Here is a 20,464-nt window from a genome sequence, read left to right on the forward strand (position 1 = left end):
CATCCTTTCCTCTCAATTTTTCAAACGTTCTATCAAGGTCTGCTTCGACATTGAAGTTCTAACCCCATAAATGATGAGCATCTGGACCACTACATACGCGACAATATAGAAGGTAACCGCACTCCATGGGAACTTATATTGAATAAAAGAAAGACCTCCGATGTTTCCGATAACTTCGCTGACCCCAAAACCAATTACACTCCCTGCGATCAGAGCGATAATCAGGCTCCCTATACTTAAAAATCCGGATTCGTAGCCTAACATAACCGTCACCTGCTTGCGCCGCATTCCAATAGCCTCCATCATGCCCAGCTCATTTTTCCTGGCAGCAATAGTAGTTATGATTGTGTTCGTCAGATTCATGAGACTGAACAATGCGAGGAATATCATAAAGCTATACACGACAATCGTGATGGTTTTCATTGCCATCTGGTTGGATTTCACCTGCTCTGCAAAAGAGACCACCTTCAACGTGTCCGCCTTTACCAGCAGATTTTGCAGATCCTTCTGAATGTGCTCTTCATTGGCTCCTTCTGCAACAATAACTTCGTAGCGTTCAGCGGGATTAAAGGGCGCGATGGCTCGTAAGGCTGGGCTCGGCAAATAAAAGAGCGTCTCTAAATTGCTGTCACGGATATCACCTGCAATGATGAAATCATGCTGAACTTGTTCATGATCATTGCTAATCAGCAGTGACAGTTGATCGCCAACATGATATTGGATTCCATAGAATTCATTAGCGCTGCTGCCACTATTCATCAGAATAGAAGAACTGTCTGTGCTGTTGAGGTCCGGAATATTCCCCTCAGCCAGTTGTTCTTCCAGGTATCCGATGTTATTTGGCGAAATATTCTCAATGCCTACTACCACAGGAGCATCACCTGCAGTACTATCTTTAATCGTTGCTTCAATGAATTGATGCTCTATGACGTTTTCTACGCCATCTATAGACATAATGTTCTTGGTTAACGATGTCGAGAGTTGATCCTTCGTCTGGAGATCACTTAAGGTAACCGACTCTGATTTCAATTCTTTATTGACTTCAATCATAAACTTCCCATTATTCGGAAAGTTCTGCTTGACTCTGGCAACAGAATCCACGGAGTTTAGCAGTGACGCAAACGAAATAAACAAAATACCGCTGAGCACCAGCGACAACACCGTTAATATTGTTTTCTTCTTGCTTCGGGTCAAATTCACTTTGGCTAGAAATAAGGGGGTTAACCTTGGCGAATTTTCCCTTTCTCTATGCGTATAACTCTCCACATTTAGCTGTCTGATGGCTGCTACCGGAGAGATTCGGGAGGCGAAATTAGCGGGCGCATTAAGCGAAGCTCTTACAGTGAACCAAGTAAACAATCCGGCCAAAAGAGCAAGCAGCAGGCTTGGAAGCATAATCCAGTTCGAGGGGTGCAGACTCCAACTCACCAGACATCCCAGCAAGATGCCGATTGGAATGTACCTTTGTGAGAGCTCTTTCCCTTCATACATTACAATCATTTTAATCTGTTTCTTTGTAGCACCCAGTGCTCTTAATTGACCAAACTGCTTAATTCGCTTCGTGATGGATATGTAAAAAATATTGTAGATTACCAGCCAACAAGCCAACAAAATAACCAGTATAATAAGAAGGATGGTTAACGTCGTGCCTCCTGACATATTGTTGGCGTCTATGTTCACTTCATTAATTTTGAGATTCTGCACCGGAATGTTGGCCTGCTTCGCCACTTCCTTAATTTTGGCTTTTATTTCTTCATTGGAATATTGGTCTGCATTAGTCAGTTGCGCAACTGCGGAATATGAGCTTGTGGAAAGCGCTGGATCCTGATTCACGAAGGCGCTGGATACAAGGGCATTGTAGCTCACTCTATTGCTGTCTTCGGAGGCGGTGGTTTGCAGAAATCCCGAGATTATAAATTCATGCGTCACTATTTCTCTGCTTACTTCATTTCTAAAACTTATCGCCACTTGTTCTCCAATTTCCGTGTTTTTCTTAGCGGATACTAAATATTTTTTTTCAATGGCAATCTCATCCGCCTGTTCCGGGTACTTCCCTTCCACGATCTTGGCATGAGACAGCTCCATCATCGCCTCGTCCGAGTACAACAGGGATAATAAAGGCCCCGCTTGTTTGTCCCATCCTATTTCCTTATACAGACCCACCCGCTGAACATCTTCTACATTTTGCAGCAGTGTGACCTCTTCATTGCTGATATCCAAGAACATAGCCTGAATATCGGATTCATTTTTCATGCTGGAAAATGAATTATAACCAAAGGTCATCACCACGGTTAATAAAAAAGCCGCCAATGTGATTACACTGCCAACAACATAATTTTTCACTTTTTCCGCCCGCAAATTCGCATTGGAAACCCTCTTGAGCGCTGACTTATTGATTTTAGACATGCTTACACCATCCTATGAAATTCTCCCATCTTCAATCCTTATTATCCGGTCTGCAAGCGCAGCAATATCTGAATTATGCGTAATCATAATCAGGGTTTGATTGAACTGCTTGTTGCTCATTCGCAACAGCTCGATTACATTGCTGCTGGTTTTGCTGTCCAAGTTCCCCGTTGGCTCATCTGCCAATATAATTGCCGGTTGGTTAGCCAAAGCTCTTGCAATGGCTACCCGTTGCTGCTGTCCTCCGGATAATTGCCCCGGCCATTTCGTCTGCTTGTCGTAGAGATCAAGCATCTTCAGAATCTTCTCCAAATAAGCTGCATCCATCTGGTTGTTGTCCAGTTCTACTGGAAGTACGATATTCTCCCGCACATTTAACGCAGGAAGCAAATTATAGTCTTGAAATATAAACCCGATATTCTGCCGTCTGAACACCGTAAGCTGATCATCACTGAGTTGGAATAGTTCACATCCTTGAATGACCACATTTCCTTCTGTCGGGACATCCAATCCGCCCATCATATTCAACAAGGTGGTTTTCCCACTCCCGGAGGTGCCCACAATGGCGATAAATTCTCCATGCTCCACAGACAAATTGATATCGTTCAAGGCTTGGGTCCGGTTTGATCCTTCACCATAGTCTTTTTTCATATGTGTGATTTCAAGAACAGCCACTTCATAACATCCTTTCTTGGAATACTAATGTTACAATGAAAAAGGTTTTAAACTACTGAGTAATCCTTCATTGTAGTTTAAAACCTTTTTATTCCGTTTCTTAGTTGATGTCTGCAATCATGGCATTAGGAAGAGGATTGATACAGTCATTCAAACATTTTTCCTTGTGAGAGCTGCAATAGGCATACCCTTCAATTTCTTCAGCTTCATCAATAACGTTAATTTGTTCTTCCACAACTGTTTTTTGACTCATGTCTTATTCCCTCCTCTCATTCGCTCCTATATCCTGCAAGCTTTATACCCTAACTTTACACCCAATTATTCTCCTTCGAAAGCAATACTTACTAAATTGACCATTTAAAAGTAAAAATAGCATATTATTTAAAAATATATACTTTGGACGCTCACATTGTACTTTCCGAAGAATTTCAATCTTTGAGAGATACTCATAAAGGGTACCATCATAACAATATTCACCCCATGAGCCGCCGCAGTTTCTGTAAGATCCAAGACATTTACTAGACAGTTATTGTACTCGCCTTTGCTTATCTCTCCAAAAAATAAAAAATCTATTTTACATATCTCAAAAAAATCTATTTTTTCATTTATACTAAGGGGAAGGACAGTTGCATACCGCTTAAGCTGGTTGATAACATTCATATCGTTAGAGCTTTTTTTCAAATAAAAGTAGCCCACTTTTTTTGAGCTGAACTGTTCGTAGCTTTGCTCATCATTTTTGTTAAAGAAGATTTTGGTTGAAATCTCCTGTATTTGTTCCAGATATGAAAAAAAATCTCCGGCTTGCTCCTTCCTGTATTCACACCATAGGCCGGTAACCATTGGTGTAATAAAGCTGTTCCCTTTTCTGAGGATCACCCTTTCATTATCAGGAACACTAACTATACTTCCATTAAAAACTATATTGTTCTGTTCACGATCCACCTTTATTGTTGTGCCCAAACCCGCGGAACACTGAACACCGATGATGTTGCTGAAGGCAAAAGGATAGGAGTCAAGCTCTGAATGATCATGATTATGATTTGATGAAATTAGAACGACACCCGATTCAACTGCAAAGTCACAGCATTGCTTCAGCCTCTTAATTTGCTCGGCACATTTCATATTCATGCCTAAACTCAGATTGATCACATCTACTCCTTTTCTAACACAATATTGAATGGCTTCGCATAAATCATCAATTGAGCCTTTATTGCAGTGATTTAAGATCTGTATGGAAAGGATCGCAGCGGCCTCAGTCTGTCCAGAAATAATCTTCACTACATCTGTGCCGTGTCCATTGCTGTCAGCCTCCCAGCTTTGGCATATACGGTTTTCTATTTTTATGGCTTCAATGTTGCGCTTATGCAATACAGTATCATGTAAGTTGACACCCGAATCTATAACAGCAACTTTAATTCTGTTCAACACCGCACCTTCACATCACTCCATGAAATGAATATGTCTCCATCAGACCTTTTTTTCTGTAGCGGCTGATCGGGATAGTCTGATTATTTATTAGGCTGAGTGCACTTGCCTGGATACTTGCTATGTAATTTGTGTTTACAATATAACTGGTGTGACATCTATAGAAACCGTGGTTCACCAGTTTGCACTCATATTCCTTCATTGTTCTAAAGCTGGTGATGACTTCAGTTTGTGTATGAACATGAATGCTTTTATCATGGTTCTCTAAAAACAGGATATCGCATAATCTGACTTTGAAGATTCCGTGCTGATTTTTAATTAACAGAACCTCCCTCTCTCTAATGCTCTTCAATCTTAAGGTTTCATTGACTAATACGTAGATGTTGTCTTTGATGGATGGTTCTTTGAGAAAAATAACGTTGTCGTAGACCCCTAAATCCAAATAAAACGATACTGTCAAATAAGTACAAACAAAAACAACATTCACATTGCTTTTTTCAACAACTTTTAACGCTTGTTGTCTGGGAATATTCACATGCAGAAAAATCAGATCATATTTTCCACTGCTCATTTCCCGTAATAAACTGTTTTCATTGTGAAAGGTTATGCTGACTTGGGTCCCGTTAGGTAAGCAACACTGACGCAAACAGTTGCTAATCTCTTTCGACAACGCAGGGTTATCGATACAAATAGCCACCTTGATCAATTGTTCAACACCTCCGATATGCACTACACTTATACACTCTTTACATAATTTAAAAAACTTTCAATGACCTCTTTTTTTCTGCATTTGCTGACCAGAATTTTTTCACTGCTTTCCAGTTCAATTTCATTGCTGCATATTTTTCTAATGTAATTCATGTTCACAATATAGCTGTTATGGCAACGGACAAACGGGTAGCACCCCAATTCCTGCTCAAGCTCACTAATTTTTTTTACACAAGAATACTCCCCATGCAGGGTATGTATCAGCAGCTTTTTATTAAATGTCTCAACATAGACAATTTCTAACAAATATAATTTAACGTAGCCCTCATGATTTTTTAAAAAGATGTAATCATTTTTTATTTGATTAAGCTGGGTGATGGCTTTATTCATTTCTCTATTTACCAAGGTTTGATTTACAGGCGTCGTCAAATAACTTGTGAAATAGACTGAATACGTCTCGATAGCAAGATTGCTGGTCAAATATATGAAATAGGCATATCGGTCTGTTTTTCTTAGGGATTGATTTAACCTCCTATTCTTCACTTGGGGGATAGCAGGGTCTAAGAGAAATATTCGATAGTCGCAATTCACTGTTTCTAATAGGGCGATGGGATTTGAAAAGCATTGAATCTCCAATAATAAGTTGTTTTTCTCAGCATAATATCGGATGAATTTCTCAACTTGTGCTGAAAAAGAAACATCCTCAGTACAAATTGCCACTTTCATTATTACCTACATCCTTTTTTTTATAATCTTATTCATTTTTTTGACATTAAATATAGATATTCTCTATTAACCAGCAAAACCCTTCTCCCAAGCGCGGAAAACCCGAACAGCCCTGAAAGGCATCCTTTCAGGGCTGGTTTCGCTTGAGCACGGATCACCTGTTGCTTACGGCAGCGTATCTCTCAGCTTATCTCCGGCTTCGCGCAGAGACTGGAAGGTTCCCGCGTCGCTCCACCAGCCTTGCAGCACATCATAGCTCAGCTTGCGCTCGGCAGCATACAGGTTGTTCACATCGGTAATCTCCAGCTCACCCCTTCTGGAAGGCGAAATCCGGCGGATGATATCGAATACTGCTTCATCGTACATATATATGCCTGTAACACAGAATTTCGTCTTCGGCTGCTCCGGCTTCTCTTCAATATAAGCAATCAGGGAGGCATCTGCACTGTCAAACACCGGAACCCCGTATCTGCGCGCATCCTCGACAGGCTTCAGGAGCACCTTCGCGGTCCCCGCCGGCTGCTGCAGATAACTCTTCACATAAGGCTCCAGACTGTCCATGAACAGATTATCCCCCAGCAGCACGACAAACCGTTCCCCCGGCAGGATGAATCCTTCCGCCAGCTCCAGCGCTTCCGCGATGCCGCCTGCCGCCTCCTGGATTTTGTAAGTCAGGGAGACGCCGAATTCCGCGCCGCTGCCCAAAAAGTCAGTGTACTGTCCTGCGGACTGTTTGCTGATGACCAGGAGAATATCGGTGATCCCCCCTTGGCGCAGCCGCTCAATCCCGTAGCACACCATAGGGTATTTGCCGACCGGAAGCAAATGTTTGTTCATTAGCCGGGTGAGCGGGTATAGCCTTGTTCCTGTTCCGCCTGCCAGTATGACTCCTTTCACTTACGTTCCTCCTCTTTCTCTACGTCTTTAGCCTTCGGCCAGCGGTCTCAGATAAACTGCGACGGGTCCACTTGCCATTTCTCCATAAAAATCCTGCGGTTGCGCTCCACCAGCTCCTGCAATGAGGCAGAATAGACCTCCTTGAAGCTGGCGCTGCCTTCATGATGAACCAGGCAATCTCCGGCAATCAGCAGCCGGTATCCCTGAAGCCGGGCACGGTAGCAGTAATCGTCATCCTCATAATGCCCCGGCGAAAAACGTTCATCAAGCAGGCCAATCGCGTCCATAAGCTGTCTTTTGAATAAAAAACACAGACCTACAAGCCTTCGGGTCTCCAGCCACTTCGCCGCATCCGGGATATTGGTCCGGAGCGTCTCGGCATGGAAGCCTGCAATATCCGTATAGCAGGTCTGTACCTGCTGCCGTCCGCTGGCATAATTCGTTACTGGTCCGACAATTCCTATATCAGGGGCACTGTATAAAGCATTCTTCAGATTATCCAGCCAGCCTTGCGACACAATGACGTCATTGTTCAACAGCAGCAGTTCCTCCCCCGCAGCCAGCTGCAGCCCGATATTGCAGGCCAACGGAAAACCGCGGTTCTCCGGGAGGGAAATGAGCGTCAGCTTGCTGGCCCGGCAGTAGGCTTCGGTACCATCATTCGAGGCATTGTCCACTACAATAATCTCATAGGCAGACCGGGTATGCGCTCTGATCGATTCGACGCAGGAGCGCAGCAGCCCGAGCCTGTTATACGTAGGAATAATAATGCTCGTCATTGTCATAGCGCGTTCCTCCAGGCAGCAATCTGCCTGCGGTGCTCCAGCAGGTTCTCGTCCGACAGCTGCCCGCTGCTCTGCCGGTGGGCAATTACGCAGACCAGAGCTTCGGCGTGATCACCGGCAATCAGCTGCTCTATGGCATTGCCGGCTCCCGTGTTGCCCTGGCGCAGCCGGTTCTGCTTGATCACATTCACCCCTCCCGCCTTCTCTACCCGCAGGCGGCCCATAATGGAGAGCGCCAGCGCCCGAGGCGGCACCATCAGCTCGCGGTAGCCGATTCTCTCCAGCGCCCGGCGGGATAAGGCATGCGGAACGGCTGTCATGGAGCTTGCTCCAAGATCCGGGCGGCCCAGAACCTGATTCAGGTAGAGCTTGCAGCGGGTAACCGCATCACTTAGCCCGAAGGGGGGCAGAAGCGGATCAAGGTCGTTGAGCGCCACATCCACCCCGCGGTCCACCGCAGCCACAAAAGAGGATAGCTGCCCGGCGGAGATCACCATATCGCCATCCAGAAACAACAGGATATCTCCCCGGCTGAGCTTGGCGCCAAGGGAACGCCCTACATCATGTCCGGCAGATTCCGGAATGCACACTATACTCGCCTGAGCGCATAACCGTGTCCGCTGAAAACTACGGTCATTACAGCCGTTCAGCACCACAATAATCTCCTGCGGCTTCAGGCGTTCCACCTGCTCCAGCAGCTTCGGCAACGTCTGCTCCTCATTCCTGGCCGAGATAATCACCGACAGCGAACCCTGCGATGCCGGCAGGGACAGGACCCGCCGCCCGGAAGCAGGCTTCCGCTTGGACCGGGAGAGGTCCAGGCCCGCCGCCGCAGGCTTGCTGCGGCGCTGCGCGGACCGCTGCTTGGAGGCGCCTCTGCGCACTGCTGCGCCGCGTCCGGTGGCGCGGCCTTTAGAGCTGCTGCTTCCGGGGGCAGTACGCCGCGCTGAAGACCGGCCGCTGACGGATACTTCCCGCTCTTCCATCATCTCACCATCTCCCTTCGCCGGGTGCCGTCCCCGAAGCCCGCCCGGCCGCCCTTGCGTTCCAGCACCAGGGCTACAGCATCCAAGTGGTCTCTGAGGATAGCCTCCTGCAGAAGATCACTGCCGCTGTGTTTCCGGCGGACCGCGTTCATCCTGCCTACAGGCACATTATGCACCGCTGTCACAACCAGGCCCTCTAGCACTGCCTGCGCATGGGCGAGCGGCGGTCTCGACAGCAGGCCGCTGCCCAGAACCTCCAGCGCTCTGCGGCTAATCGCATGAGGGACGGCAGTCAAGGAGCAGCCCTTCAGCTCAGACCTTCCGAGCAGAAGATTCAGCACATGCTTGGATAACACCACCGGATGCGGAACTCTGCTGCGGACCGGACCGGAATAATCATTCAGTGCCAGATCCGCTCCGCCGCTGACCGCCGTCACGAAGGGACGCAGCTGTGAGGCGGGGATTACCAGATCCCCATCCGTGAACAGCAGAACCGCTCCCTTCGCAGCCGCAGCACCTACGCTTCGCCCGACATCATGCCCGAGCGGCTGTTCATACACAATTACGTTCGCTCCGCAGGAGCGCGCAATCTCTGCGGTCTGATCTGCAGAACCGTTAACAATCACAATAACCTCACAGCGGGGATGAACGCCTCTGGCTCCGGCGATTACCGCGGCAATCGTCGCCGCCTCATTCATGGCCGGAATAATAACCGACACCTCAGGCTGCGGATGATTCACCGCTGGCGGCGGTATAGCAGGCCGCACCGGCCGTGTCACTGGCCGCCGTGCTGTCCGGGTCGCCCGCCGCCCCGTGCGGCGGGCAGATACTCCTTTTCTTTTCATGCTCATCCACCTTCCTTCACAGGGCTGCTCCCGGGCTGAGGGTTACACCATAGTCTATGTATCCCGCCACCCCCGGTAACGGCAAGTGTCTCCCTGAGGTCAGATAATTGGACAAATGCCGCTATGCGCCTCCACCCGGTAATAGGCCAGTAAAGGAGCATTTACAGGAGCAGGAACACTCCGTCCATCAGCAAACAGAATATATTAAGGCAGGTCGTGGCAGGTTGGAACAGATCTGCTCAGAGCAGCTTCAGCATTCTCCCGGCTTCCCTGCTTGTCCTTCCGCTCGCAATTCCCGGTTCAGTAAGCAATAGAAAGATAAGTTATCGAGTGAAACATATAGACTATATTTCAAAGAAAGACGCAGCCAACGGCTGCGCCTCATACACATTCCAACCTGTCTACGATCTGAGCATATGTTGCAGCAACGAGAATTCGCGTACCCCACTAACCGCCAATAGTCGCAGATCAGTCAAAAGCGCGATGCTCCACAGCAGGTTTGACCAGCGGAGTGCCAAGTGCAATCCACGACAGCACGCCATAGAAATGCTGAGTTTCGCGCAGCCGTACCACCTCAATCGTCGCTTCTCCGCCTGTTCTGTTCTTCAATGAGGCATGGAAGTACGGCTGGTTAGCCATGGCAACCAGCACATAGCCGGTATGACCGAAGCTCTCGTCAAAAGAGACCGTCACCTCTACACTCTCAGAATCACCATTGAACATAAACGCCGTCATCCCGAACTGCTGCAAAACATCGCGGTTCCCGACACTCTGCACCGGATGGAAGGACAGATGCTCCGCATGGACGGATCCGGGAGCCAGATGATCACCGTTCACTACACCCTGAGCAATATGATGACTCTGGATGCTGTCTTCTTCCAGATGCCGGGACTGGATGGCAAAGGGAGCGATTTTGGAAGCATTCACCGCCTCGTCCTGCAGCTCAGTGCTTCCTACCGCACCTTCAGCCAGATGCCCGGTGCCGACACTGTGAAGAGCAAGCTTCTCTCCGGTAACACTATGGTCCTGGAGCAGCTCGGAAGTCAACGTATTCTCGGCCAGATGCTCCAGGCCGATGCTGCCGCTGCGGATATGGCGTCCGTCAACGATTCCGGGAGCCAGATGGCCTCCGTAAATGCTGCCGGGAGCCAGATGATTAGGCCCCACCGCTCCTGGCGCCAGCTTGCTTCCGTCTATACTGCCCTCTCCCAGCAGTTCGGAGGTCAACGTGTTCTCGGCCAGATGCTCACGCTTGATGCTGCCCGCGCGGAGATGGCTGCTATCCACTGAATCAGGCGCCAGATGATCCCCGCTCACTACCCCCTGAGCAATATGATGACTCTGAATGCTCTCTTCTTCCAGATGCCGGGACTGGATGGCAAAGGAAGCGATTTTGGAAGCGTTCACCGCCTCGTCTTGCAGCTCGGTGCTTCCTACCGCACCTTCAGCCAGATGCCCGGTGCCGACGCTGTGAAGAGCAAGCTTCTCTCCGGTAACACTATGGTCCGGGAGCAGCTCGGAGGTCAGCGCATTCTCAGCCAGATGCTCCAGGCCGATACTGCCGCTGCGGATATGGCGTCCGTCAACGATTCCCGGAGCCAGATGGCCTCCGTAGATGCTGCCCGGAGCCAGATGGTTAGACCCCACAGCTCCTGGCGCCAGCTTGCTGCCGTCTATGCTGCCCTCACCCAGCAGCTCGGAGGTCAGCGTGTTCTCGGCCAGATGCTCACGCTTGATGCTGCCCGCGCGGAGATGGCAGCTATCCACTGAATCGGTCGCCAGATGATCTCCGCTCACCGCACCCTGAACAATGTGGTAGCTCTGCACGCTGTCTTCTTCCAGATGCCGGGACTGGATGGCAAAGGAAGAGATTTTGGAACCATCCACTGCCTCATCCTGAAGCTCTGAGCTTCCCACTGCGCCTTCCGCCAGATGCCTGGTTCCAATGCTGTGAGGAGCAACCTTCTCCCCTGTAATGCTGCCGTCCTGCAGAAGCTCGGAGGTACGGGCATCCTGGGCCAGATGCTCCAGGCTGATGCTGGCGGGACGGATATGACAGCCATCCACAGCTTCAGGCGCCAGGTGACCTCCATAGATACTGCCGGAAGCCAGATGGATAGAACCCACAGAACCCGCTGCCAGCTTGCTTCCTCTAATACTGCCATCCGGCAGCAGCTCCGCACTTCTTGTCTCCTCCGCCAGATGCGCCAGCCGGATAATCCCCGACCCCAAATGTCGCTCCTGAATTACTCCGCCTGCAAGATGCTCTGCGTCCACACTCTGCGGCTGGAGGTGCTGCGAATCCACTGCGCCTTCAGCCAGCTTTCTTCCACCTATACTGCCATCCGGCAGCAACTCCGCACTTCTCATTTCCTCTGCCAGATGCGCCAGCCGGATAACTCCTGAGCCCAAATGACGCTCCTGAATCACTCCATCTGCAAGATGCTCTGCCTCCACGCTCTGCGGCTGGAGATGCTGCGAATCCACTGCGCCTTCAGCCAGCTTCCTTCCACCTATACTGCCATCCGGCAGCAGCTCCGCACTTCTCGTCTCCTCTGCCAGATGCGCCAGCCGGATAATTCCTGAGCCCAAATGACGCTCCTGGATCACTCCGCCTGCAAGATGCTCTGCCTCCACGCTCTGCGGCTGGAGATGCTGCGAATGCACTGCGCCCTCAGCAAGCTTACTTGCATCTATACTGCCGTCCGGCAGTATCTCCGCACTTCTCGTCTCCTCTGCCAGATGCGCCAGCCGGATAATTCCTGAGCCCAAATGACGCTCCTGAATCACTCCATCTGCAAGATGCTCTGTCTCCACGCTCTGCGGCTGGAGATGCTGCGAATCCACTGCGCCTTCAGCCAGCTTCCTTCCACCTATACTGCCATCCGGCAGCAGGTCCGCGCCCCGCGTATCGGGAGCCAGATGACTGAGCTGAATGCTACCGGCGCGGATATGCCGGCTGCTTACTGCATCCGCAGCCAGATGGCCGCTATACACACTGCCCGCAGCCAGATGGAAGGCCCCTACCACCCCTGCTCCCAGCTTGCTGCCTGCAATGCTGCCATCCGGGAGAAGATCCGCGCTGCGCGTCTCCTTGGCCAGATGGGCCAGCGTAATCTCTCCGGCACCGATATGCCGGGCTTCTACCGCTGCCGGTGCCAAATGAACGGCTTGAACAATGGCTTCAGCCAAATGAACCGATTCTACAGCACCTGCTGCCAGCTTCTCTGCGCCAATGCTGCCTTTAGGCAGTAGCTCCGCACTGCGGACCTCCTCCGCCAGATGCGCCAGGCGAATGCCGCCATCCGCGAGATGCCGACCTTCCACTGAGGCCTCAGCCAGCTGGCTTCCGCCCACACTGCCGGGGGTGAGATGTTGGGAAGCTACCGCTCCCTCTGCCAGCTTGGCGGCGCTGATGCTGCCATCCTGAATCTGGATCGATGAGACAGAGCTTGGAATAAGATGTCCGTTGCCGATCGACATCGGCCGGATATGTCCACCGCCCACGCTGCCCGCTGCAAGATGTCTGCCTTGTACAGACGTATCCTTAAGCGAATCCGGGCCGACCGCGCCTGCCGACAGATGCTCACTTTGCACTGCTGAGGCTGCCAGCTTCTCCGCACTTACACTTCCGTCCGCCAGCTTGATTGAAGTGACGGCCAGATCGCCCAGCTTATCCGTCGAGACACTCTCCGGCGATAACTTCAGGGAAGTGACGGCATAGTCAGCCAAATGATGCGGCTGCACGATCGCCGCAGTAAGATGAGCCTCCTTGACGGCACCGGAGGACAGCTTATCTGCCGTGACCGAACCGGATTGCAGCGCCGATGAAGTCACACTGCTGTCTCCCAGATGCCGGCGTTCTATGGCGCCGGATGCCAGATGACCAGCATCTACAGCCTCCTCCTGCAGCACCCGCCCGCTGATGCTGCCGTCCGCCAGGTGCTTCTCCTCCACGGCGCAGACCGCAATATGCTCTCCGCTGACAGCTTCCTTTGCAAGGATCGTCCCCCCGACCGCGCCCATGGCCAGCTTGGCGGTAATGATGCTGCCGTCCGCCAGCTTGGCTGCGGTAATACTCTGCGGGCTAATATGTTCTCCAGTAACGGATTCATATCCCAGTTGTTCTTCCGTAACTGCCCCTTTGGCCAGATGGCCGGTCAGGACGGAGTGCTCCTGCAGCTGGGCTGAGCCTACAGACTCTGCGGCTAGATGAGAATTATCCACGGCATCGCGCTGCAAATGTGCCGAAGTGACAGCCTGCGCGGCAATCTGCGCACTGCGGACAGCGGATTTCGCAATATGGCGCGTCATTACGGCTTCATCAGCCAGTTTATGGGCCAGAATGCTCTGATCCGCTATTTTGGAAGAGGTAACCGCCTGCTCAATCAGCTGTGTAGTCCCTACCGCACCATCCGCCAGCTTCACAAAAGAAATGCTGCGGTCTGCCAGATGACGGCTGCCAATTTCACCTTCCGCGATATGGTCCGCATGGATGCTCTCCGGGTTAATATGCTGGCTGCGGACAGCCTTCGCCCCGATCTGCCGGGACCCGGCAGCCCCATCCGCGAGATGCCCGCTCTCAATAATACCGGGCTGAAGCTGTTCCTTGCCGATCAGGCGCGCCGCCAGCTGTTCCCGTCCAATGGCACCCGGTGCCAGATGCTTGGCGGTAATGACGCCTTCTCCCACATGCCGGCTCTCGATCACCGCATCGCCCAGCTTGACACCGCTGATCTCACCATCGGCGATTTTGTCGGCGGACACTGCTTCGTCAGCCAGCTTAGAGCGGTCAATACTGCCGTTGCTGAGATGGCGGCTGTCAATGCTGCTGCTGAGAATCTTCTCACCAGTCACCGCCCCATCATCCAGCAGCTCCGCTGTGATGATGAACTCACTCAGATGCCGGCTGCTGATGGCACCATCGGAGATATGTCCTCCGCTGATCATCCGGTCTGCCAGCTTCTCTGGACCGACGCTGCCGTCCTTCAGCTTTTCCCCGCCAATGGAGTGATCCAGCAGCTTGCCTCCGCTGACGCTGCTCTCCGCCAGATGCTCACCAGTAATGGACTCCGGCGCTATCTTCGAGGAGGTTACCGCCCGGTCCGCAAGGTTGATGCTCTGCACTGCATAGTCCTGCAGCCAGGGTGTGCCGATGATGCCATGCTTTAGCCTGGACCCGTCAATGGTACGTGGAGCAATCTTGGCACCGGTGACGGCGCCATCAGACAGATCATCGGTGTATACGGGCTGGAGGCGTTCCTTTTCCAGGGGAGCCGTTACCTCAGCTTCAAGCAGGGCAGCACGGTCCTCCTGCCCGAGCACCTCTTCCTTCACGGTTCCCTGATTCCCCTCCAGTGCAGGTACAGTCTGCTGGGGCGGGGCGGTCACTTCCAGCATCTCCACCCCGCTCACCTGCAGGGTAATATCTTCTGCCTCAGCCGATTCCACCGCTGCCGATTGTTGGGTTTTCTGTGTTTTGGGACTGCTGTCCAACATGCTAAGTTCAGTCGTATCGGGATTATCCACGTAATAGAGCGGTCTTTTTGTACTGCGCTGCTGTTTTCGTTTGGGACCCTTCACAAGCAGTCTCCTCCTTCCATCTGTATCTTCTAGGCATCATATGCAGCAGCATGGGCGGATGACACCCTTCTCTTGCCTGGAATCCATTCTTCCCCTTCCAAAAAAGGGCATCTGCCGCCGCGCATCCGTCCAACCCTTACGGGCACATACATACATACAATGACAGGAGACATAAAAACAGCCGGGAAGTACTTCAAAATAACAGGAGGAACGAACATGGGGCAAAAGCTCGTTGGGATACTGCTAAATGCCGCTATGCACGGGGGCGTTCCCCGGTTAAAAACCGGACAGGAATCTCTGGCTAACTACGAAGAGGCCGCCGCCGCATACGGATTAACCCCCTGCTTTGTGAAGCTGTCTGACATCAACGTGGCGTCAGGCTTCAGCAGTGTCTATATGAAGAAAGGTCCGCAAGGCTACCGGAGACAGATCGTCCCTACGCCGGAGGTCATCCACAACCGGGCAATCTATGATCCGCGCAGCACCGGCGTCGAGCGCTTGCTCCAGCAGGGTATTCAGGTATACAACACCTGCAATCGTTACGGCAAGGATCAGATTCACAGCCTGCTGGAGCGCAGCCGGGAACTACAAGCCGTTCTGCCAGTCACAGCAAGCGGACTTTCCGGCTTGAGGGAGATGATGAACCGCTACCCGGATCTGATCCTCAAGCCTTGCCGGGGCAGCGTGGGTAACGGCGTGATGCGGCTCACCCGCAGCGGCGAAGGGCGATGGCTCTGGAGCTACTCTCTCTCTGGCTCAAGACGCAAGGTTAGCAGAGCCGTAAACCCAGACGCCCTTCCCCGGATCCTCCGCGCCCGGCTCTCTTCCGTGCCCTATCTGGTCCAGGAACGGATTCCGCTGGCCGAGATTAACGGACGCCCTTTTGACCTGCGTGTCACGGTACAACGGGGCTGGGGCGGAGCGTGGCAGGTCACCGGCCTGTTCGCCAAGCTGGCTGCACCCGGCGGCTTTGTATCGAACATCGCCAGAGGGGGCGAAGCCCTGAAGTCATCTTTTGCGCTGGAGCAGGCATTCCCTGGAGAAGAGGCAGCCAGAATCCGTATGTCCGTCCTCTCCCTCAGTCTCGCCATCGCCCGTGAGCTGGAGAAGAGTCTGCCGGGGCTGGCCGATATCGGTCTGGACATCGGTGTCACGAAGCACGGACATCTGTATTTCATTGAATGCAACGGGCGCGACCAGCGTTACGGCTTCCAGAAAGCCGGACTGCGCGGGGTATGGAAAGACAGCTACCGCCAGCCTATGGGCTATGCCAGATATCTGTACGAAGAAGCATTAAGAATGAACTCTTATTGATTTGTCTCCTATTCTATGTCAATATAATGCAGAGCGGGTGGAGTCCCTTGGCACGGGATAACACTGCTGCATGATGGAAGGGAGATGGGCATGGTTAAACAATTGCTGCGGCTGATGACCGAGCTATCCTCGCACAGATGGCTTTCCAGGTTGATGGGGGCTTTATCCCACAGCAGACTCAGCCGCCTTATGATTCCGGTATTTATTCGTTCCTATCAGATTCCTGCCGCCGAGGCGGAGAAGGCTGCCGGAGAATACCGTACACTGAATGAATTCTTCAGCCGCCGCCTGAAGCCGGGAATGCGCCCGGTGGCCAGCGGTGAGCATGCCGTAGCCAGTCCTGTAGACGCTATGATTACGGCAATGGGCGAAATCAACTGCGGCACGATAATGAATGTGAAGGGGCAGGATTATACGCTGGAGGATTTGCTTAATCACTCACCACACCTTGAACTGTACAAGAAAGGCTATTATTTCGTCCTCTACTTAAGCCCTACCGATTATCACCGGATTCACTCCCCGTTAACCGGGCAGCTGAGGGAGAGCGATTATATCCGCGGCCGGGCTTACCCCGTGAATGATTTCGGCATGCGCCATATGAAGAGTGTCCTGAGCCGCAATGAACGGCTGATTACTTATATAGCCGGCAGCCATGGCGAGACCGCCGTGGTCAAGGTAGGCGCAATGAATGTGAGCAGTATCCGCTACACCGACGAGACGGCCAGAGAGTGGCAATGCGGCGATGACCTGGCATATTTCGAATTCGGTTCCACGGTAGTTCTGCTGATGGAGAGCGGCACCTTCACCCCGCGCCCCGGGCTTGCTCCGGACATGAAGGTGAAGATGGGCGAGCTGCTGGGAGAGATGCGGCGGCCGGTTTGACAGTAACATTTTCTTTAAAAAAAGGACTTCAGGCAGAATAAGCCCGAAGTCCTTTTTATATTTAACTTTAAGAGCTTTATAGTTCATCATAAGTAATTAGCTCTATTCCTGCTTCAATCAGCCATTCTCTTGTCTTGGGATCGCATAACATATCTACTTCCAATGGCCTTGGCAAGGTGAGAGACGAGTTTTTCAAAAGATATCCGTCCACATAGCCAGGATGACAGATAAACATATGGTATTCATCTTTTTCGGCATTTTTCATAGCGGATCTTAAAGACTCAAAAGGAACATAATCAGGCTTCATACTGTCCATATGAAATAAAACATCCTTGCTTCCAATCTTTACAGGATTATCATCCATAGAAAATCCAGAATATTTAAGACCGTACTTTTCCGCGACGATTTCCAGACCTTTTAAGAGGTTAGCACTGAAAACGGCATGACCTTCAAAATAACGCGGAGGTTCACCAACAAGCTCGACAAATCTATGGTATTGAGCTTCAATTTCAAGGATGACTTCATCAAGAACGACAAAGTCTTCTTCGGTCTGGCGGTATTCACGCGATGATTTAAATTCCCCGTTTTTATTTGTGATGCTTGGTATTAAGTCGGGAGGAGTGAGCGGTCTGCCAAGACATACATTAGTGTGTTGCCCCAAGCAAACATCTGCATCCTTTAACAGTTCTAGCCCGTGCACAGCAGCCGGCATATTGGGCATTACTCCCACACTTCCAATGATGCCGTCTTTTACACTTTTAGCAATACCGTAATTAACTCCTTCGGAGTAGCCTAGATCATCAGCCCTTAATAATAATTTTTTCATTTCAAGTCCCCCTCACATTCAATACAATGATTCCTCTTAACGATTGTCGGCATTGCTCGTAATAAGCGGATCGCCTTTCTTGAAACCCAAAAAATAAGTAGCGATTGTGGAAACTATAAAGGCAATCACTGCTGAAATAATACCATTCACCAGATTGGACATAGGCCCCCCGACAAAGCCAAAGACAGATAGAAAGCTTGCTACCGGAATAAAGGTATACGCGGTTACCCCCGTTAGACCTGCATAGAGACCACCCGCAAATCCACCGATAATCATTCCTATAAACGGACGTTTATACCTCATACCTACACCATAAAGGCCAGGTTCGGTAACTCCACCAATAATTGCGGCTACAAAAAATCCTACGGATAGATTACGTTGTTCCCTCTCCTTAATTCGAAGTCCTGCCCCCAAACACATGCCCGCCACAGCAAGGCTGGCTGCAATCGCAGCAGGCATAACCAAAGCCTCATGTCCATTCGTAGAAAAAGCGAGAATAAGTGTAGTGATTAACACAAGATGCATTCCACTTATTACGAGGAACTCATAGAGTGCGGCAATAATTGCAACTCCAAGAAATCCTGTTACACCAGATAAGCCTAATAGTCCATTGCTGATATAACTCCCTAAGAAAGATCCTACCGGTCCAAGCACTGTAAGAGCAATTGGAAGCATAATAAAAATAGTTAGCGAGGGTGCCAAAATGCTCTTTAGGGTGTTAGGGAGATGTTTTTTGATGAATTTTTCAATGTAGGACATCACCCATACAGACATGATGACCGGCAAAATGGTACTGGAATAATTTTGAATTTTACTTGGAATTCCCAGTACGGAAAAAGCAGTACCTTTAGTCGCAATATCTATGATGGTTGGATGAATCATAATACCACCTAAAAACATAGCTAACACTGGTGTGGCACCGAACTTCTTAGCAGCCGTATAACCGACCACAACCGGGAAGAAGTAGAATCCTGCATCTCCAACAAGGGTTAACAAAGTGTATAGATCACTGGATTCATTAAGGACATTAAGCATATTTTGACCCAGTACAGCTACTAGTAACTTAAACATAGAGACGGCCAGCAGAAGCGGGATCAAAGGCGTGAGACAACCGGCAATAGCGTCAAGGACAGCACTTCCAATGGATTTTAAAGTTATTTGTTTTTTCTGTTTTACAGAATCTTCGTCGGCTTCTACAACATTCGCCATTCCACCCTTTGAAGTTAAAGATTTGTAGACTTGGTCAACCGTCTGCCCAATCACGATTTGGAATTGTCCTCCTGCATTCACAGTACCTAAAACACCTGGAATCTTTTTGATATCTTCCGCATTTGGTATACTCTCATCCTTGAGGTTAAACCGCAGTCTAGTCATACAATGTGTAACCGTGGTAATATTGTCTTTCCCTCCAACTGCTTTTAATACTTCACTTGCTGTCTTTTCAATTTTTTCGTTTTGAGCCATTATGATCACTCCTTATTTTAATAAAAAAACCCAAAGCTAATATGAGTACGCACTCACATAGCTTTGGGTAATGCCTCCATTACGAGTTACAATCCCTAGTCTTCAATTTTCGTATTTCGGACAATCCGGTAAATATGCATCATCAGGTACAAAATCTCATCTTCTGTACTTTTAGAGTCTAGCCTTTGATTAATAAAATCTCCAATCTTATAGGCACATTCATAAACCTGTGGGTTTGAATTTTTAATTTCTTGCATGAAGGAAGCTTTATCATCTTTGAACTGTGATTTATTGTTTACTCTTTTTAGAAAGTATCTCAGGTGCATGGCAAATCTATTATAATTGAAGTCATTTCTATCAATTGTAATCGAATAAAAATTTTCGATCTGATCAGCTATTTCTAAAATCAGAGCCTCTGCAGCGGTTCCTTCATCTGGCTCCCTTTCTTCTTGTGCATTAACAAAATGCATCGCAATATTTGTAATTTCACTATCAGGTAAGGTTACAAATAGTCTCTCTTGAATAAGCTTAACTGCATATCTTCCAAGCTCAGTTTCTTTTGGATACAGCTGTTGCACATCATAAGAAAACAACATTTGCATTTTTTTATAATTTTGCATACGGATGAGCGCGAAGTTAATGTGATCAGAGAGACCAACCACAAGATTGGGATTCAGGTTGCTTTTTATTTCTAATTGAGCCTTTTTTACGATTAGAGCCACAATTTCAAACACATTCTCTGGAATCTCCTGAATAAAGTTATAAAGCTTATTGTCAATCCGATAAAATGTCATGGATATCTGACTTAAATCTGTAATTTCATAAGGCATTTCCGGAAATCCTATTCCTTTTCCAAAGGCGATTAATTCCTTATTGTTGCCATCCAAGCATAGAGCTACGTTGTTGTTAATTTTCTTAATCACTTTCATCAGCAACCCCACC

Annotated in this window: 16 protein-coding genes; 2 read left to right on the forward strand and 14 right to left on the reverse strand. The window is 49.8% G+C overall.

Annotated features, from left to right (window positions below):
• Positions 1-12: 12 nt before the first annotated feature.
• The 11 genes from NYE24_RS13550 to NYE24_RS13600 all read right to left on the reverse strand — a co-directional run bounded on the left by NYE24_RS13550 (position 13) and on the right by NYE24_RS13600 (position 15,036).
• Entirely contained in the window at positions 13-2,406 is a 2,394-nt protein-coding gene (locus tag NYE24_RS13550; RefSeq protein ID WP_342478886.1) for an ABC transporter permease, read from the reverse strand.
• Between the two features lie 12 nt (positions 2,407-2,418).
• Complete coding sequence (locus NYE24_RS13555) at positions 2,419-3,081, reverse strand: ABC transporter ATP-binding protein (RefSeq protein WP_342478887.1); 663 nt, start codon at positions 3,079-3,081, stop codon at positions 2,419-2,421.
• 100 nt (positions 3,082-3,181) lie between these two features.
• Positions 3,182-3,334, reverse strand: coding sequence for a hypothetical protein (locus tag NYE24_RS13560; protein ID WP_342478888.1), 153 nt, complete (start codon positions 3,332-3,334; stop codon positions 3,182-3,184).
• Positions 3,335-3,462: 128 nt separating this feature from the next.
• Complete coding sequence (locus tag NYE24_RS13565; protein ID WP_342478889.1) at positions 3,463-4,506, reverse strand: S8 family serine peptidase; 1,044 nt, start codon at positions 4,504-4,506, stop codon at positions 3,463-3,465.
• Between the two features lie 10 nt (positions 4,507-4,516).
• A complete protein-coding gene (locus tag NYE24_RS13570) occupies positions 4,517-5,203 on the reverse strand; it encodes a LytTR family transcriptional regulator DNA-binding domain-containing protein (protein ID WP_342479237.1) in 687 nt (228 codons plus the stop codon).
• 38 nt (positions 5,204-5,241) lie between these two features.
• Positions 5,242-5,940 carry a LytTR family DNA-binding domain-containing protein gene (locus NYE24_RS13575; RefSeq protein ID WP_342478890.1) on the reverse strand — a complete coding sequence of 233 codons (699 nt, stop codon included), beginning with the start codon at positions 5,938-5,940 and terminating at the stop codon, positions 5,242-5,244.
• 165 nt (positions 5,941-6,105) lie between these two features.
• Positions 6,106-6,837 (reverse strand): sugar phosphate nucleotidyltransferase, encoded by a 732-nt coding sequence (locus NYE24_RS13580; RefSeq protein WP_036701537.1) that lies wholly within the window; start codon positions 6,835-6,837, stop codon positions 6,106-6,108.
• A 47-nt stretch (positions 6,838-6,884) separates the two neighbouring features.
• Positions 6,885-7,622 (reverse strand): glycosyltransferase family 2 protein, encoded by a 738-nt coding sequence (locus NYE24_RS13585; protein WP_076160957.1) that lies wholly within the window; start codon positions 7,620-7,622, stop codon positions 6,885-6,887.
• Positions 7,619-8,611, reverse strand: coding sequence for a glycosyltransferase family A protein (locus tag NYE24_RS13590; RefSeq protein WP_342478891.1), 993 nt, complete (start codon positions 8,609-8,611; stop codon positions 7,619-7,621). The genes NYE24_RS13585 and NYE24_RS13590 overlap by 4 nt, the downstream gene beginning before the upstream one ends.
• Complete coding sequence (locus NYE24_RS13595) at positions 8,608-9,453, reverse strand: glycosyltransferase (protein WP_256707556.1); 846 nt, start codon at positions 9,451-9,453, stop codon at positions 8,608-8,610. Before NYE24_RS13595 ends, NYE24_RS13590 begins: the two co-directional genes overlap by 4 nt.
• Positions 9,454-9,921: 468 nt before the next feature.
• Entirely contained in the window at positions 9,922-15,036 is a 5,115-nt protein-coding gene (locus NYE24_RS13600) for a WIAG-tail domain (protein ID WP_342478892.1), read from the reverse strand.
• A 216-nt stretch (positions 15,037-15,252) separates the two neighbouring features.
• On the opposite strand from NYE24_RS13600, the gene NYE24_RS13605 reads away from it, so the two are divergent.
• A complete protein-coding gene (locus NYE24_RS13605) occupies positions 15,253-16,350 on the forward strand; it encodes a YheC/YheD family protein (protein ID WP_036701544.1) in 1,098 nt (365 codons plus the stop codon).
• Positions 16,351-16,440: 90 nt separating this feature from the next.
• Positions 16,441-17,232, forward strand: a complete 792-nt coding sequence (gene asd / locus NYE24_RS13610; RefSeq protein ID WP_342478893.1) for an archaetidylserine decarboxylase — start codon at positions 16,441-16,443, stop codon at positions 17,230-17,232.
• Between the two features lie 76 nt (positions 17,233-17,308).
• Here asd and NYE24_RS13615 read toward each other — a convergent pair whose 3' ends face one another.
• The 3 genes from NYE24_RS13615 to NYE24_RS13625 all read right to left on the reverse strand — a co-directional run bounded on the left by NYE24_RS13615 (position 17,309) and on the right by NYE24_RS13625 (position 20,451).
• Positions 17,309-18,058: a ChbG/HpnK family deacetylase gene (locus tag NYE24_RS13615; RefSeq protein ID WP_036701549.1), complete on the reverse strand. Its 750-nt coding sequence runs from the start codon at positions 18,056-18,058 to the stop codon at positions 17,309-17,311.
• Between the two features lie 36 nt (positions 18,059-18,094).
• Positions 18,095-19,522 (reverse strand): PTS transporter subunit EIIC, encoded by a 1,428-nt coding sequence (locus NYE24_RS13620; protein WP_036701551.1) that lies wholly within the window; start codon positions 19,520-19,522, stop codon positions 18,095-18,097.
• Positions 19,523-19,617: 95 nt separating this feature from the next.
• Positions 19,618-20,451 (reverse strand): PRD domain-containing protein, encoded by an 834-nt coding sequence (locus NYE24_RS13625; protein WP_036701552.1) that lies wholly within the window; start codon positions 20,449-20,451, stop codon positions 19,618-19,620.
• Positions 20,452-20,464: the final 13 nt, after the last annotated feature.

It is taken from the genome of Paenibacillus sp. FSL H7-0350 (genome assembly GCF_038593195.1).
In the GTDB taxonomy this organism is placed as follows: domain Bacteria; phylum Bacillota; class Bacilli; order Paenibacillales; family Paenibacillaceae; genus Paenibacillus_AQ.